We start from the raw sequence: 14649 nt of genomic DNA on the forward strand, positions 1-14649 counted from the left end.
CTGTCCGTAGGCCGCGGGCCGCGGGCGGGAGCACACGTAATGGACCCGCCACACGTCCAAAATGCCCATGCCACTGCTTGTTGAGCCAGAGGCGCTGCGCCTCGTGCACCATCAGTCTCTCTTCTTCACGGCAGAGTCGCTGTGTGTCATGGTGTGCCAACGCCACTCCGGTGGCGTTAGGGGCCGAGCGGAAACTCTTGACGTTTCGGCTTTGGCGGATATGTTTCATACTTTTGATCGTGAGCATTATTACACTCTCATTTTAGTTTTAGTACTTGAGCGTGAACCCACCTCTGGCCTGGCGAGGGGAGACCTTCCCCGGGGGGGTAGGAGTCTCGCTGAGCTTGCTGCTTTCACTGGCGTTGCACATTTGCATGAGTACTTTCGTTTCGGCCTCGATTTCCGCTAGGCGGACGTCAACATCGTCAATGCGGTCTTGCGCCCTCACTCTATCGTTGTCTCGACGCACTTTTTCCATCGCCAGTATCGCGAGCTTCATGAATTTCCGTTGAGGGTTTTTCGTCTCACTCACCAAATCCGTTACCGATCGGATGCTCCGCAATCCTTTTCGAGGATTGTTTCTGGGTATGGCCATGTCTTCACTCCTTTCGCTTCGTAGAACTATCGCTATTCGGCCCTGTTGCCGAGTTTCCGTGCAGGCCCGCAAAATTTCTGGATCGCCTCACCCAGCTTCTGAGGCATGAGCGACTCGCCCTCACGGGTGACATTGGCCGTCTCCGCATTAACGAACACATCCCGGGCGACCCACTGAAAGACAGGGTCATTCCACCGGGCGTGCGCCCCGCGGCTACCGAGAATTCGCGCAATCGTGATACAGCCCCGGATCGTCGGGCGGTGGTTGTTTACGCCGACACCGCGCAGCTCCCTCGCGATATCCACGATGACCTCGGCATCCTTCTCTCCAATGCCCGACTTAGCCATAGTGATCCGGATCTCTGTCTCTCGATCATAGTGATCCATCCTGATGGTGACCATCCGGTCCATCAGGGCGTCCTGGAGATTGTGAACGCCCGCGTACTCCTCCGGATTCGACGTAAAGATGGCCCGGAAGCCCGGGTGCACCTCCAAGTACCCCTCTCCAGAGTCGCGGAGCTTTGGCATACTGAGAATCTTTTCCGACAGGATGCTCAAGAGCACGTTATTCGCCTCTGGGCGCGAACGGGTGAACTCGTCGTAGATCAGGGTATCCCCGTTCGCGCAGGCGGAGGTGAGGCGGTTGTCCACCCACAAGGTCTTCATCTCCTCTTCGGTCTTCAACACGGAATGGATGAAGTTGTCGACCAGTTTTTTCTTTTTGTAGCCGGATTCACGGCCGACCAGGTCGGAACTCCCGAACTCATCATCCCCATGGATGAGGCTGACTGGCCGGCCAAGCGTCGCGGCGATGTGGAACGCAAGGGTGGTTTTCCCTGTTCCCGCCGGGCCGGAAAAGTGGACCGCGTACCCCGCCCCCAGATAGGCCAAGGCGCGGTCAGCCAGCTCTTGGACGTGCGTCGTTAAGACGAATTCGTCACTGGACTCAGGTAGGATGGTATCGTCATTTATCTGGACTTTCTCGATGCCCTCACTATATTTACCTGTATCATTGTTGCTCATTGATATTTCCTTGAATCATTGTTTATACGGTTCTTTATTGACTCTTAAACCTCATTCGCCTTGCTCATTCCGCAGAGACCCAGCCCCGACCACGGCACGTCAGACAGCACATCGCCGAGGCCGAGGTATCGTCGCCCGTGCCCTGGCACTCCGGGCAGACCCTTGTGGGCCCGGCCGGTGCGGGAATTACCCCTGCGCCGCGGCAGACCGTGCAGGTAAGCGTCTTGATCGCCCCGCTGCCCTGACAGTGTGCGCACCCCACGTAGGGAGCCTGCACCTGCACGGTGCCTTTCCCTCCGCAGACGCAACACGTAGAGAGAGAGGACATGATCCCGAAGGGGTCCTTTCCCTTGCCTCGACAAAAAGCGCAGCGAACATGTTCCATTGTGACTCCAAGTTCATTTTTCATCATTACCTCAATACTTATCTTGCGTTAGCAGGGACGTCTAACGACCTAGATCTTTTTATTGATGGCTTCCCTTTTTTCTTCGCTGCGGCAGCGACACGCTCTACTTCCTTCACAGCTATTTGTGCCCGTGTAGGCCCAAACCAGGCCGCATGAGCGGCCTGGTTTTCGTCTATGAATCCCTTTCTGAGGTCAGCAACCGTTCGCATCAGGTTGGTCACGAATTCCGTGCGGGCGCGGTGTCCAGCTTGTATCTCCTCGCGGAGTCGCCCCAAATTTTCTGCGCTGCTCATACTCACCTCCCTTTAGCCCCTTGGCTAAAGGGCTGATTCATTTTATGTTGCTTCTGCACCACCGAACCAACTCTTGTCAGGCTTAACGTTCCGAGCCAACGTGGTTTTCACGCTGTGCCATACCAAGCAGCATGGGCGGCCGTGTTTTGAGCCTGATTTTCTTTTCTCAGCTCAGCAACCCCGATAAACAACTCTTTGTTATCCGCCTGATTTTCTTTTCTCAGCTCAGCAACCCTGTTCGTTATGTCGGCAACGAACTCCACGCGGTCGCGCTGTCCGACTTGCATCTCTTCGCGCAATCGCGCCAAATCATTTGCTCTATTCATATCAAATACCCCGTTTTTCAGCATCCAGATTTTGATACCTAGGAAGCGCCCGACCGGAAGAGACCTCAAGCCTCTCTCGGTCGGGCAACCATTACTGAGCTACCTTACGCCGGCGATGCTGCACTGGCTGTGAGGCCAATAGCTTCCGCATACTTGAGGTAAGTTTCGACCGACGCAATCACTACGCGCAGCTCAATCGACAGTAGTTCGATGCCGACCAAAGATACTTTGACCCAGGCGTCAATGACAATACCTTTGTCCAAGATACGGTCAACTACTTCTGCCAGACTTGAAGAGTCTGTTGATTTTTGTACGTTCGCCATTTAAATAGCTCCTAAAGTTTCTTCTGTAGGGTCTAAACCCATGTGTTACGGCCGGAATAGGGTTAACTTCCGGCCGCACTTGGTATAAGCAGATTACGTGCCAAAACGCAGGGGAATGAAAACCTTCCCCGCTCCCAAGGGGATATTTGCGCATTAGGGAAGGTCTGCACAGGTCCGTTTTGGACGAGTCAGGATAATAAATAAAAATTAAAAATCAACACGTTATAAAAACTCTTCAGCAAACTCAGGGAGAGCGCTGTCCTTGTGCCGAGCTTCTTTGGCCCTTGTGTCCAGGTGACTTAGCACGGGGGAGGGATAAGCATTCACGCTTCGAATTTGAGATGTAGGGAATATTTCTCCTATTTTACATAAAAATAGGTAAAAGCTTACCGGGAGTGTTGCCCCTATTTCGTTTTGGCCCCCTTGGCGCTAAGTGATGGCAGAAGGTGCTTTACCTGTATATCCGGGTGCAGAAGCGCTTCCACCGAGTGAGCCAGTCCAAGGAACAGGAAACCGATCTCGTCGTCGCACAAGGTGTTGTTGATGCGTTGGGCAATGTAGTGATCTCGTTCGGCCAGGAGTTTGCGGCCCTCGTCGATCGCCGGCGCGGCATCGGCTTTCTCGGATGCAGACGGGGCCGCCAGTCCGGCGCGGAGCAATGTGAGCTCCTGCATCAGTAAATCCGAGGATTCGGTTCCCATCAACGTGGCCCCTTTTTGCATCAAGTCCAGCAGCAATTGATGGTTCTTGCTGCCGCGACCGGCCACCTCCTTCACGAGCTCTTCTTCGCGTCCACATTCAGGTAAGCCGTCCTGGTAAAGACGAATTCTTTCATACGGCAAGGCCATGGCCTCGATCAACTGCCAGATCAACTGACGAATGCCAGTCCAGAGTCCGTGAATCACCTCCAGATGCTGCTCCCATTTGGTCAAGCCGTACTTTTGCACGTACTCCTGTTTGGCTTGATCGGAGAAGGACCCCATGTCCTGCTCTGTATGAATAATGGGGACTAGGATAAGCAATCGCATGGCAAATTCCCTTATGTGTTTACGGGTGGGCTTGGATTCGAAAGAAATTTGAAGGGCTCTTTTATACGAGAGGAAATTTAAGAAACGCCAGTATGCGGCTCAGCAAAAAAAGTGGCAAAATTCGATGGCTATATCGTACGTTAAACAGGGGCATCGCGTTTCCCTAAAATCTTGTGAAACTTCAATTTACTGCAAAGCGTCTTGTAATCGATCTGAAGTAGGCGTGCGGCCAATGCCTTGTTGTTATTTGTCTGCTCCAACATCCGGGACAATATCTGTCGTTCTGCAGAGTGGCGTACCGCGTCGATGATATCCTTAAACGGAACCTGTCCGTCCGGCCCTTGCGGGAAGGCGTTCAGGTGGAGCGGACACGATGCGTCGCACAAGCTACGGGAAGTCTGCGGTGTGGGTGTTGGACCAAGGTCACGGGGATAGCCCGAAGTGTTGGGGGATAGCCCGAAGTGTTGGGAGATCGCATCAGCGGTAACCATGCCGTTTTGATCCATATTCAGCACCAGCGCGTGGCGAATCGCATTGCGCAGTTCGCGGACATTGCCCGGCCAGTCTTGATGCTGGAGTAAATCGAGTCCTTCTTCCGAAATGCCGGTGACGGACGTGCGGTGTTCTCGGCGCTCAATGTCCAAGAAGTGTCGGACCAGATCGGGGATATCCTCTTTGCGTTCGCGCAGGGGTGGAAGAACTACAGGGTATTCGTTTAGCCGGTAATAGAAATCCGAACGGAATTCCTTCTTTTGAATCATCTGTACGAGACTCACATTGCTCGCTGCAATGATTCGGGCCGTTAGCCGGCGCGTGTGCGTTCCGCCAATCCTTCGAAACTCCCGGGCCTCGACGACCCGCATGAGACGGGTCTGCATCAGCAGCGGAAGACTGCTGATTTCGTCGAGGAAAAGGGTTCCCCCCTGGGCTAGGTCGAACACTCCAGGGTGGGATTCAACAGCCCCAGTGAACGCCCCTTTCTTATGCCCAAAGAGCTCGGACTCGATCAGCGACTCGGGGATGGCGCCGCAGTCCAGCACGATAAACGGCCCGGCCCTCTGGGAACTGAGGTCATGGATGGCCCGGGACACAAGCTCCTTTCCGGTCCCCGTTTCCCCATGTAATAAGACCGTCAAATCGGTCGGGGCGACGTGTTTCACGGCATGAATAACTCTCTGGGCTTTAGTCCCCACCCCCATGGACTCAATCAGGCACGCCAGTGTCTCTGCCTCTTCCGGTTGCATCAAAACGCGTGGCACCGATCTACTTTCTGGCTCGAGCCAAGGCACCGGCTTCGCTAGTACGCGCCGCAAGCTGCGTTCGAGCAACTGATGGTCATAAGGCTTGGTTACGTAGTCATTGGCGCCGCGCCTGAGTGACGCCGCCGCATCCTGAGTATCCCCGTAGCCTGTGAGCATAATCACAGGGGTGTCATGCTGTTTGCGGATTTGCTCCAGCACCTCATGGCCGCTCAGATCAGGCATACGAACATCGAGCAACACTGCATCAACCCTCTGCGTTGACAGGGTCGCCAGTGCGTCTCTTCCGGTCTCCGCCTGCAGCGGCACAAAGCCCACTTTCCGAACGAAGGTGGAAAGGGCCCAGCGGGCGTCCTCCATGTCGTCCACTATGAGAACCGTGATCGCGTCAGTCATGTGATCCCTCATTTTCGTTATTGTAGCCGCGCCCTGAGGGCGCTTTGACTATCCCCCTCTGTCAGGCTCAAAGAGCTTTACAAAAAACTTTGGAGTTGCGCTGGGTGTTGTAAACCGCCAGTCTCGGGCCCGGCAGCGACTGTACCGGCATCGCTTTGAAATCGCGTTCGCGAAACCAGTGCTCGGTTTGCGTGGTCAGCACAAACAGGCGCTGAAAACCCTGAGCACGAGCCTGCTGTTCAATCATCGCCAGTAGTTCATCGCCGCGTCCTGCGCGGCGGTAATTGGGGTCTACTGCAAAACAGGACAGCTCGCCAGCGTCATCCTGGCCATAAGGGTATAGCGCGGCGCACCCAACAATGGTGCCGTCGCGTTCGGCCACCACAAAACGGCTAATTTCGGTTTCCAGCATTTCTGGCGAGCGCCGCACCAGAATGCCCTGCTCTTCCAGCGGATAAATCAGATTGGTAATACCGCCCACGTCTTCTACCCTGGCAGCTCGGATCTGCTCGTAAGTGTCGCCACTGACCAGAGTACCGGAACCGTCACGGGTAAACAGCTCCTTGAGCAGCGCACCGTCATCCAGATAGCTGATGATGTGAGCGCGGCGCACGCCCTTGACACAGGCAACGCACGCCGCCTTTAGCAGCTCTGCATCGTGGCCTGTCACCTGGCCAGCACTCAACTGGTCGGCTGCCTGAGCCGCAGATAATTCACGCACCAGCGTGCCGTCCGCCGTCAACAGGCCTGAGGCGTCGATAAATATCATCAGCTTTTCAGCGCGCAAAGCGGCCGCAACCTGGCTTCCAACGTCTTCGTAGGATAGATTAAAAACGTCACCGGTGGGGGAGAAACCCATGGGTGGCAACAACACGATCTGGCCTTGGTCGAGCAGCTTTTCGATACCGGAAACATCAACGCGCCGAACCTTGCCGGTATAACCAAAATCGACACCGTCTAATACGCCAACCGGTTTAGCGGTCACATAGTTGCCACTGCACACCCGTATGCGGGCATTGTGCATGGGCGAACTGACAAGGCCCATAGACAACTGGCTCTCAATGTATGCCCGCAATCCGCCTATGGCTTCCATCACCAGCGGCAATTGCTGTTCGGTGGTTACCCGCAAGCCGCGGGCAAAGGTGGATTCAAGGCCGGCGTCTTGCAGCCGCTGTTGTATCTGGGAGCGGGCACCGAACGCTACGACTAATCGCACGCCCAAGCTGCTCAGCAAGGCAATATCGTGAACGATATTGATGAAATTTTCCTGGCTGATGGCATCGCCCGGCAGGGTCAGTACCACGGTACGGCCGCGGTGTGCATTAATGTAAGGCGACGAATGGCGAAAGCCGTGCAACCAGCCGTTGGCGTTCAATTCAAATCTCCGGGCAAAAGGAATATTACAAACAAAACTGCCTCACAAGCTGACGCAGAATGTTAACGGTCGGTGCAACCTGTGATTGCGCCAGAAACTCGTCGGGCTGGTGAGCCTGGTCAATAGAGCCGGGGCCCATAACCAGAGTTTCCAGACCCAAGCGCTGCATCCACGGCGCCTCTGTGGCGAAGGCGACCGATCCTGCGGTGTGGCCAGTGAGTTTTTCGCAGGCCGCAACCAGAGCGGCATCCGCTGCTGTTTCAAACGGCGGCACGCCGTCAAATAATGGTTCAAACTTGAGCTTCAGGCCGCGCTCATTGGTCACTGGCGCTATCTTTTCTAAAATGGCCTGGCGCAGAGCGCGAGCGCCATTCATCGAGCTCTCCTCGTCGGCGGTAGCAAATCAATCACACCACGATTACTGGAATCCCACTTCGCCGCCGGCCACCAGACGCCGCCCTTGTAACCGGCCCAGGCCAAAACGGTTAAAATCAGCAGCCATAACAACAGGCGTTTCATGCCTTCACTCCTTGCACATAGGATCCGTTTTTAGAGATCAGTTCCTGGAGATCAAGGTACCCACACCTTCGTCGGTGAAGATTTCCAGCAGGCAGGCATTGGCCACACGGCCGTCAATAATGTGCGACGTGCGCACGCCGTTTTCAACCGCACTTAGAGCGCAACGTATTTTCGGCAACATGCCACCGTGGATGGTACCGTCTTCAATCAGGTCGTTGACCTGGCTGGCGGTCAAACCGGTCAGCACCTTGCCATCTTTGCTTTTCAAACCGGAAACGTTGGTCAGAAGAATGAGTTTTTCGGCTTTCATGGCTTCAGCCACTTTGCCGGCCACCAGGTCGGCGTTGATGTTGTAAGACTTGCCATCCGGGCCAACGCCGATGGGGGCAATAACCGGTATCACGTTGCCGCGGGTGAGCATGTCAATAACGCTCACGTTCACACTGACCACTTCACCCACACGGCCGATATCGATAATTTCGGGGCGCTCCAGCTCCGGGCTGCGATCAACCACTTCCAGTTTTCGGGCGCGGATCAAATTGGCGTCTTTTCCGGTCAAGCCAATGGCCGTGCCGCCCTCGGCGTTGATCAGCGACACAATTTCCTTATTAACCTGGCCGCCAAGCACCATTTCAACCACGTCCATCGTCTGGGCGTCGGTCACCCGCATACCGTTCACAAAGCGTGACTCGATATTTAATCGCGCCAGCAACTCACCAATCTGCGGCCCGCCGCCGTGCACTACAATGGGGTTGATACCCACCAACTTCATCAACACCACATCACGGGCAAAGCTGCTTTTAAGGTCCTCGTTTTCCATGGCGTTGCCGCCGTATTTGATGACCACGGTCTTACCGGTAAAGCGCTGGATATAGGGTAGCCCCTTGCTGAGTACTGACGCTACCTGAACGGCTGTTTCACGATTCAACGACATGCTTTTGCCTTACTGTTATAAAATTCGGATGTCACCACGAGGGTTCAGAATGTGATATTCAGCTCTGGTGCCACTTGCCGAAGCTGCTCACGAAACACGGTTTTGATGCGCGCCAGCGCCTCTTCGGATTCTGCTTCAAAACGCAGCACCAGCGCCGGTGTGGTATTGGAAGCCCGGCACAGGCCCCAGCCGTCGCCATACTCCACCCGCACCCCGTCAATCGTGCTGATACTGCCGTCGCCAAATTCACCCTGAGCACTCAAACGCTCAACAATGCCGAATTTAGACGCTTCGGTGACCTCGATATTCAGCTCCGGCGTGCTGATGTCCTCGGGGAAATCCTCGAACACTACGTCGCTGTAGCGGTCTTCAATACCGAGAATCTCCAATAAACGCGCAGCGGCGTAAAGGCCGTCATCAAAACCGTACCAGCGTTCGGCAAAAAATATGTGACCGCTCATCTCCCCGGCCAGCAAAGCGCCGGTTTCCCGCATTTTGGCTTTCATCAGCGAATGTCCGGTTTTCCACATGACGGGCCGGCCGCCAGCCTGGGATATCACCCCTGCAAGGCGACGGCTGCATTTCACGTCGTACAACACGTCGGCACCGGGGTTGCGTGACACCACATCACGGGCAAACAGCATCAACAGGCGGTCAGGCCAGATAATGCGGCCGCGGTTAGTCACCACGCCAATGCGGTCACCATCGCCATCAAAGGCAATACCCAAATCAGCGCCTTCCTGTTCAACCTTGGCGATCAGGTCCCGCAAATTCTCGGGTTTGCCCGGATCCGGGTGGTGGTTGGGGAAGTCGCCGTCAACATCGCAATACAGCGGGATAACGTCACAGCCCAGCTCGTCAATCAGCATAGGGCCCAGCTCGCCGGCGATGCCGTTACCGGCGTCTACCACCACTTTCAGCGGCGCGGCAACGGCAATGTCGCCAACAATGGTATCCAGATAGGCACGCCTTACGTCTTCCGACGACTGGCTGCCGGTACCCTGAGCCAGGTTCCCGTTAAGAATGCGCTGATGCAGGGATTTGATGGCATCGCCAGACAGGGTTTCACCGCCAAGCATGATCTTCAGGCCGTTGTAGTTGGACGGGTTATGACTCCCGGTGACCATGACACCGGAGCCCGTATCAAGCTGGTGGGTGGCGAAATACAACACCGGAGTGGGCACTGCGCCAACGTGTATAACATCGCACCCACTGGCCATCAGCCCCCGAGCAACCGCGTCTGCCAGCCCAGGGCTGGAATGGCGACCGTCACAACCCACGCACAGAGCGCTAACGCCCCGTGCCAAAGCCTCCGAACCAATCGCCCGACCGATCAGTTCAACACCGGCTTCGGTCAGGGTTTCGTCAACAATGCCGCGGATGTCGTAAGCACGGAAAATGTCCGCTGACAGCTCCGGTGCCTGGTCCAGCTCTTCTACATCAGGCAGGGCGTCGGCACCAAACAACGGTTCGGCAGACACAGCGCCAAAACCCAGAACGTCTTCGTCGCCATCAAGCATATCCACATCGGGCAGGTCTTTAGCTTGGAACAGTGGTTCAGCCTCTGCAGTGGGGCGTTTTTTACCCGCAGCTGCCGGGCGGGCGCCTTCACCGGCCTTGCTGACACGCTTTTCCACTACCTGGGACAGCCGATAAAGCACCTCGGCGATCGACGCGACTGCATCCCAGTGCAAAGCCGGTAACTTGCTGCGCTCACCAGAGTAAGCTTTGTGAGCCCATTCGATAACCAGGGTAGTGTCTTGGCGTAGCGAGCGCCGGGCACTGTTAAGCAATACCCACACAACAATAGCTGCGACCAGCAGCGGAACCGCCAGCAGTAGCGCTGCCAACAGAATATTTATCGGCATTTTCGCCTGCCCTGCGGGCGTGTACGCAATGCTCCAATCCGGATTTTTCAGGGTCACAACGCGAGGCTCTCCGCCGCCGCTGCCTTGACTTAACAAGATGCTGGTCGTTCCTGATACGGTCTGGCGCAGCGCCAGGGCGCCGTTATTCTGGCGACCTGCCAGCAGGGACTGCAGACTGGTGGCGTCAAACACCATTAACAAAGTGCCGGCTACGGGATTGTCGCCCGACATTTTTACCGGCGCGGCCAGATGGATGAACCAGCGGTTGTCGCGAGGGAAAGCGTCCGGAAAAAGCGGCCGCCCGGTTTCCGCCTTGCGCGCCAGCTCCAGACCGGCAAAGCCCAGCATCGGGTCGTTGGTGGCCGAGCGCGGGATGGCACGACGTGGAAATACATAAACGGCGGCGACACCGGGCAAGCTGTTTTGTAACTGCTTCGCAGCCTGCAACAGATCGCCGCCACTGCTGACGGTATCGACAAGGCCGGGCTGCGTTGCCAGGCCCTGCACGCTTTGCTGTAACAGCGACAGGTAGCCGTTAACCCGGCTTGCGGCGTTGTCAGCTGCCGCCTGGGCCGTTACCTCGAACTGTTGCTCACTCGCCGGCTGCAAAATCAGGAAAAAAACCAGGGCCAAAGCCAGCGCAGTGGCAACAACAACAATCAATGCCTGGCTCAGAGCGACACTGCCCAGTGTTCGCATACGGTTCGCCGAACCTGCGTCCTTATCGGATTTGGCAGACGTTTTTTTTGCCCGCATCGAGGGCTTGGCATCCTCAGAATGGTCCGGGGCCTGACTGTCCGGGGTCTTCTTTTTGCCCAGCTTCATGGATTTTTCCTGCGTTTGTCATTGTTCCGGCTCACACTCACTTGCGGGCCTGGTAATTGCGACGGTCTCGCTGAGCTAATTCGCAAAGTATAGCTGCAACGCAGCTACTTTGGGGCGCTGTTGCCAATCACCAACGCTAGTTGCGGCCGGTTGAACCAAACCCACCCGTACCCCGGTGGCTGCTGTCGAACTCATCAACCACTTCAAATTCAGCTTGCACTACCGGTACCAGCACCAGTTGCGCCAGGCGTTCTCCGGGCTCAACAGTAAACCGGGTTTGGCCGCGGTTCCAGCAAGACACCATCAACTCGCCCTGGTAGTCGGAATCAATCAGGCCCACAAGGTTGCCTAGCACAATGCCGTGTTTGTGGCCCAGGCCGCTGCGCGGGAGTATCAGCGCAGCCAGATCTGGATCCGCAATGTGAATCGCCAAGCCAGTACCAATCAGCTGGGTATCGCCCGGTTCCAGCACTAGAGGCTGCGACAGACAGGCACGTAAATCCAGGCCCGCAGAGCCATCGGTGGCATAGGCGGGAAACCCTATGCTTTGGCCAATACGCTCATCCAATACACGAATCTGAAGTTTTTTGCGGGTCATGAAGGTTTCCGGTCAGAATTATTTTGGAGTGCATTCAGGCGCGGCGCAATCAGCGCCACCAGTTCGTGCGCAATCTGCTGCTTGGCACAGGGTCCAAGGTGGACCTGGTCGGTGGCGGTGAATACGCTGACGGCGTTGTTGTCGCTGTTAAAGCCCAGGCCAGGTACCGACACATCATTGGCCACAATCATATCCAGGCCCTTTTTGCGCATCTTGCTGATGGCATAGCGGGCAACGTTATTGGTTTCCGCTGCAAAACCCACGGTAAATGGCGCGTCTGCCCGCGCGGCTACGGTTGCCAGAGTGTCCGGGTTACGCACCAGCGCCAGCGTCATCTGGGCGGCGGATTTCTTGAGTTTGTCGCTGGCATAATCCTGCGGGCGATAGTCAGCCACCGCAGCGGTGGCGATAAAAAGATCACAACCCTCATCAACCGCCGCCATAGTCGTTTCAAGCATTTGTTCTGCGGTCATCACCGAGCGCAGTTTTATACCCGCGGGCGGAGGCAGGTTCACCGGCCCGCTGACCAGCACAACCTCAGCGCCGGCAGCATGCGCGGCTATGGCCATAGCGTAGCCCATTTTGCCAGAGCTGTGATTGCTGATATAGCGTATTGGATCAATAGGTTCACGGGTTGGCCCAGCGGTGATCACCAGGCGCTTGCCAGCCAACACACCGCCGGCGCTATTATCGATTTGCGCTTGTTCCTGAGCCAGCGCCTGCATGATCTGCTCTGGTTCCAGCATCCGCCCCGGGCCGTTATCACCGCAGGCCTGCTGGCCTTCTGCCGGTCCCCACAGGCGAATCTGGGGGTCCGCTTGTAACAGCTGCACCACCCGCTGGGTGCGATGATTAGCCCACATGGCCTGATTCATCGCCGGCACCAGGGCAATGGGCACCTCGGCAGCACTGCACACCGTAGCCAGCAGATCATCGGCCATGCCCGCCGCCAGACGCGCCATAAAGTCTGCCGAGGCCGGGGCCACGATGATCCGTTGCGCCCATTTCGCCAGCTCAATGTGGCCCATGCCAGCCTCGGCTTCCGGGTCTAGCAACGAGGTACGCACCGGTTGCCCGCTCAACGCCTGAAACGTCAGCGGAGTCACAAAAGCTTCAGCGCCACGGGTCATCACCACCTGCACCGAATGCCCCGCTTTTTTTAACAGCCGCACCAGTTCCGCCGTTTTATAAGCCGCGATGCCGCCGGTAACGCCAACAAGAATTTGTGTGCCAGCCATAGGGGCTTTGTCCTCATGCGTTGCAAAAGCCGTAACATATCACGCCACAGCGCCACAGACAGCCCGCCGCTGAGTACGCCCGGCTTACCAGCGCACTTTTTTTCCAGTAATCTGGAACCAGTTCCCATAAGCGGCGGTTCGAGCCAGCCGCCCTTTCATTTGCAAGGATGCAATCATGAGAAAGCCCCAGGCGACATCCAGTTCCGTTAAACCCTCTACAGAGACCCCTCGGGTGCCACCTACCAAGGCAACCTCAGCGGTAGCAGACAGCGCTGCAGCACCGTTCGCCAGCGCAGGGGCTGCGCCATTTGCAGCATTATGGCCCATTGATGAACGCCCCCGTGAGCGCTTGATGGCCCACGGCGCAGGGTCTTTGTCAGACGCAGAGCTACTGGCCATATTCCTGCGTACCGGCACCCGCGGTATGCCCGTAATGGAAATGGCCAGGTATCTTTTAGAAACCTTTGGCGGATTACGCAGCCTGATGACCGCATCCAGCCGTCAGTTCTGCAGCGTAAAAGGCCTGGGTACCGCCAAGTACGCGCAAATGCAGGCAGCCATGGAAATGGCACGGCGGGTAACGGACGAACCTCTGCGCCAAGGCGCTCCATTAAAATCCCCCGAAGATACCCGGCGCTTTCTGGCCAGCCGCCTTGGCACTTACCCGCACGAAGTCTTCGCCGCCCTGTTTCTGGATAACCGGCACCGGGTAATCCATTATCGCGAGCTGTTCCGCGGCACCATTGACGGCGCCGCGGTGTACCCGCGGGAGGTGGTGCGCCAGGCGTTGGAAGACAACGCAGCAGCGGTTATATTTGCCCACAATCACCCAAGCGGTGTCGCCGAGCCCAGTCAAGCCGACATCGCACTGACCAAGCGCCTTAAAGACGCTCTGGCGCTGGTGGATATCAGGGTTCTTGACCATATGGTTGTGGGCCACGGTGAGGTAATATCACTAGCAGAACGGGGTTTGATGTAGACTTGGGTTAGCCAAGCTCGGAAATTGAACAATTTCCCAACAATTTTTTGCGTTGGGCTGCCAGTTCTGGTATAAAAGCGTCCCTTTCTGGCGGCGTCTGGCGAGCTACGTTCGGTTTTTAGACGCGAACAGGGAGCTCTAATTGCCCCCTAGGCAACCAGAGACGCAATCAACGAATTCGATTATTAAGACCATAGTTCAAGGTCGGAGGCAAGTATGTCCAGAGTTTGTCAAGTTACCGGTAAGCGTCCGGTTGCTGGTAACAACGTATCCCACGCGATGAATCACACTCGTCGTCGTTTTCTGCCGAATCTGCAGAGCCATCGCTTTTGGGTTGAAACCGAGAAGCGCTTCGTGAAGCTGCGCGTATCCACCAAGGGTATGCGCATCATCGACAAAAAAGGTATTGACATCGTACTGGCCGATCTTCGTGCCCGTGGCGAGAAATTTTAAGGAGCCATATTATGCGCGAAAAAATCAAGCTGGTTTCATCAGCAGGCACGGGTCACTTTTACACCACCATGAAGAACAAACGCAACACGCCGGAGAAAATCCAGCTGAGCAAGTTCGACCCGGTTGTACGTAAGCACGTGACCTACAAGGAAGCCAAGATCAAGTAATTGATCCGGCAACCATAAAAAACCCGACCGGCGAGTCAAGCCACT

15 protein-coding genes are annotated in these 14649 nt (G+C 56.2%); 3 read left to right on the forward strand and 12 right to left on the reverse strand.

The window, feature by feature from the left end; all coding sequences use genetic code 11:
• Window positions 1-627: 627 nt before the first annotated feature.
• The 12 genes from gvpN to coaBC form a co-directional block, all read right to left on the reverse strand.
• Entirely contained in the window at window positions 628-1617 is a 990-nt protein-coding gene (gene gvpN / locus A3OI_RS0102980) for a gas vesicle protein GvpN (protein WP_018402861.1), read from the reverse strand.
• Window positions 1618-2423: 806 nt separating this feature from the next.
• Window positions 2424-2666, reverse strand: coding sequence for a hypothetical protein (locus tag A3OI_RS0102995; protein ID WP_018402863.1), 243 nt, complete (start codon window positions 2664-2666; stop codon window positions 2424-2426).
• Window positions 2667-2746: 80 nt separating this feature from the next.
• The gene (gene gvpA, locus A3OI_RS0103000) at window positions 2747-2965 is read right to left on the reverse strand and encodes a gas vesicle structural protein GvpA (RefSeq protein ID WP_018402864.1); all 219 of its coding nucleotides are present in this window, start codon (window positions 2963-2965) and stop codon (window positions 2747-2749) included.
• A gap of 404 nt (window positions 2966-3369) precedes the next feature.
• Complete coding sequence (locus A3OI_RS0103005; protein ID WP_018402865.1) at window positions 3370-3993, reverse strand: hypothetical protein; 624 nt, start codon at window positions 3991-3993, stop codon at window positions 3370-3372.
• A gap of 140 nt (window positions 3994-4133) precedes the next feature.
• Window positions 4134-5648, reverse strand: coding sequence for a sigma-54-dependent transcriptional regulator (locus A3OI_RS0103010; protein ID WP_018402866.1), 1515 nt, complete (start codon window positions 5646-5648; stop codon window positions 4134-4136).
• 67 nt (window positions 5649-5715) lie between these two features.
• Window positions 5716-7023, reverse strand: coding sequence for an amino-acid N-acetyltransferase (gene argA, locus A3OI_RS0103015; RefSeq protein ID WP_018402867.1), 1308 nt, complete (start codon window positions 7021-7023; stop codon window positions 5716-5718).
• Between the two features lie 25 nt (window positions 7024-7048).
• The gene (locus A3OI_RS0103020) at window positions 7049-7399 is read right to left on the reverse strand and encodes a M20/M25/M40 family metallo-hydrolase (RefSeq protein WP_018402868.1); all 351 of its coding nucleotides are present in this window, start codon (window positions 7397-7399) and stop codon (window positions 7049-7051) included.
• The gene (locus tag A3OI_RS22540; protein ID WP_155903004.1) at window positions 7396-7542 is read right to left on the reverse strand and encodes a hypothetical protein; all 147 of its coding nucleotides are present in this window, start codon (window positions 7540-7542) and stop codon (window positions 7396-7398) included. Before A3OI_RS22540 ends, A3OI_RS0103020 begins: the two co-directional genes overlap by 4 nt.
• Window positions 7543-7579: 37 nt before the next feature.
• Complete coding sequence (argB, locus tag A3OI_RS0103030) at window positions 7580-8476, reverse strand: acetylglutamate kinase (protein WP_007348378.1); 897 nt, start codon at window positions 8474-8476, stop codon at window positions 7580-7582.
• A 44-nt stretch (window positions 8477-8520) separates the two neighbouring features.
• Window positions 8521-11169, reverse strand: a complete 2649-nt coding sequence (locus A3OI_RS24385) for a phosphomannomutase/phosphoglucomutase (protein WP_018402869.1) — start codon at window positions 11167-11169, stop codon at window positions 8521-8523.
• Window positions 11170-11305: 136 nt separating this feature from the next.
• Complete coding sequence (dut, locus tag A3OI_RS0103040; protein ID WP_018402870.1) at window positions 11306-11767, reverse strand: dUTP diphosphatase; 462 nt, start codon at window positions 11765-11767, stop codon at window positions 11306-11308.
• Complete coding sequence (gene coaBC / locus A3OI_RS0103045) at window positions 11764-13005, reverse strand: bifunctional phosphopantothenoylcysteine decarboxylase/phosphopantothenate--cysteine ligase CoaBC (RefSeq protein WP_018402871.1); 1242 nt, start codon at window positions 13003-13005, stop codon at window positions 11764-11766. The genes dut and coaBC overlap by 4 nt, the downstream gene beginning before the upstream one ends.
• 175 nt (window positions 13006-13180) lie before the next feature.
• Here coaBC and radC point away from each other — a divergent pair, with 175 nt between their 5' ends.
• From radC to rpmG, 3 genes are all read left to right on the forward strand, one after another.
• Window positions 13181-13984 carry a RadC family protein gene (gene radC / locus A3OI_RS0103050; protein ID WP_218185806.1) on the forward strand — a complete coding sequence of 268 codons (804 nt, stop codon included), beginning with the start codon at window positions 13181-13183 and terminating at the stop codon, window positions 13982-13984.
• Window positions 13985-14200: 216 nt separating this feature from the next.
• Complete coding sequence (gene rpmB / locus A3OI_RS0103055; RefSeq protein WP_007348365.1) at window positions 14201-14437, forward strand: 50S ribosomal protein L28; 237 nt, start codon at window positions 14201-14203, stop codon at window positions 14435-14437.
• A gap of 11 nt (window positions 14438-14448) precedes the next feature.
• Window positions 14449-14604, forward strand: coding sequence for a 50S ribosomal protein L33 (rpmG, locus tag A3OI_RS0103060; RefSeq protein ID WP_007348364.1), 156 nt, complete (start codon window positions 14449-14451; stop codon window positions 14602-14604).
• Window positions 14605-14649: the final 45 nt, after the last annotated feature.

It is taken from the genome of Marinobacter gelidimuriae (genome assembly GCF_000372805.1).
GTDB classification, from domain to species: domain Bacteria; phylum Pseudomonadota; class Gammaproteobacteria; order Pseudomonadales; family Oleiphilaceae; genus Marinobacter; species Marinobacter gelidimuriae.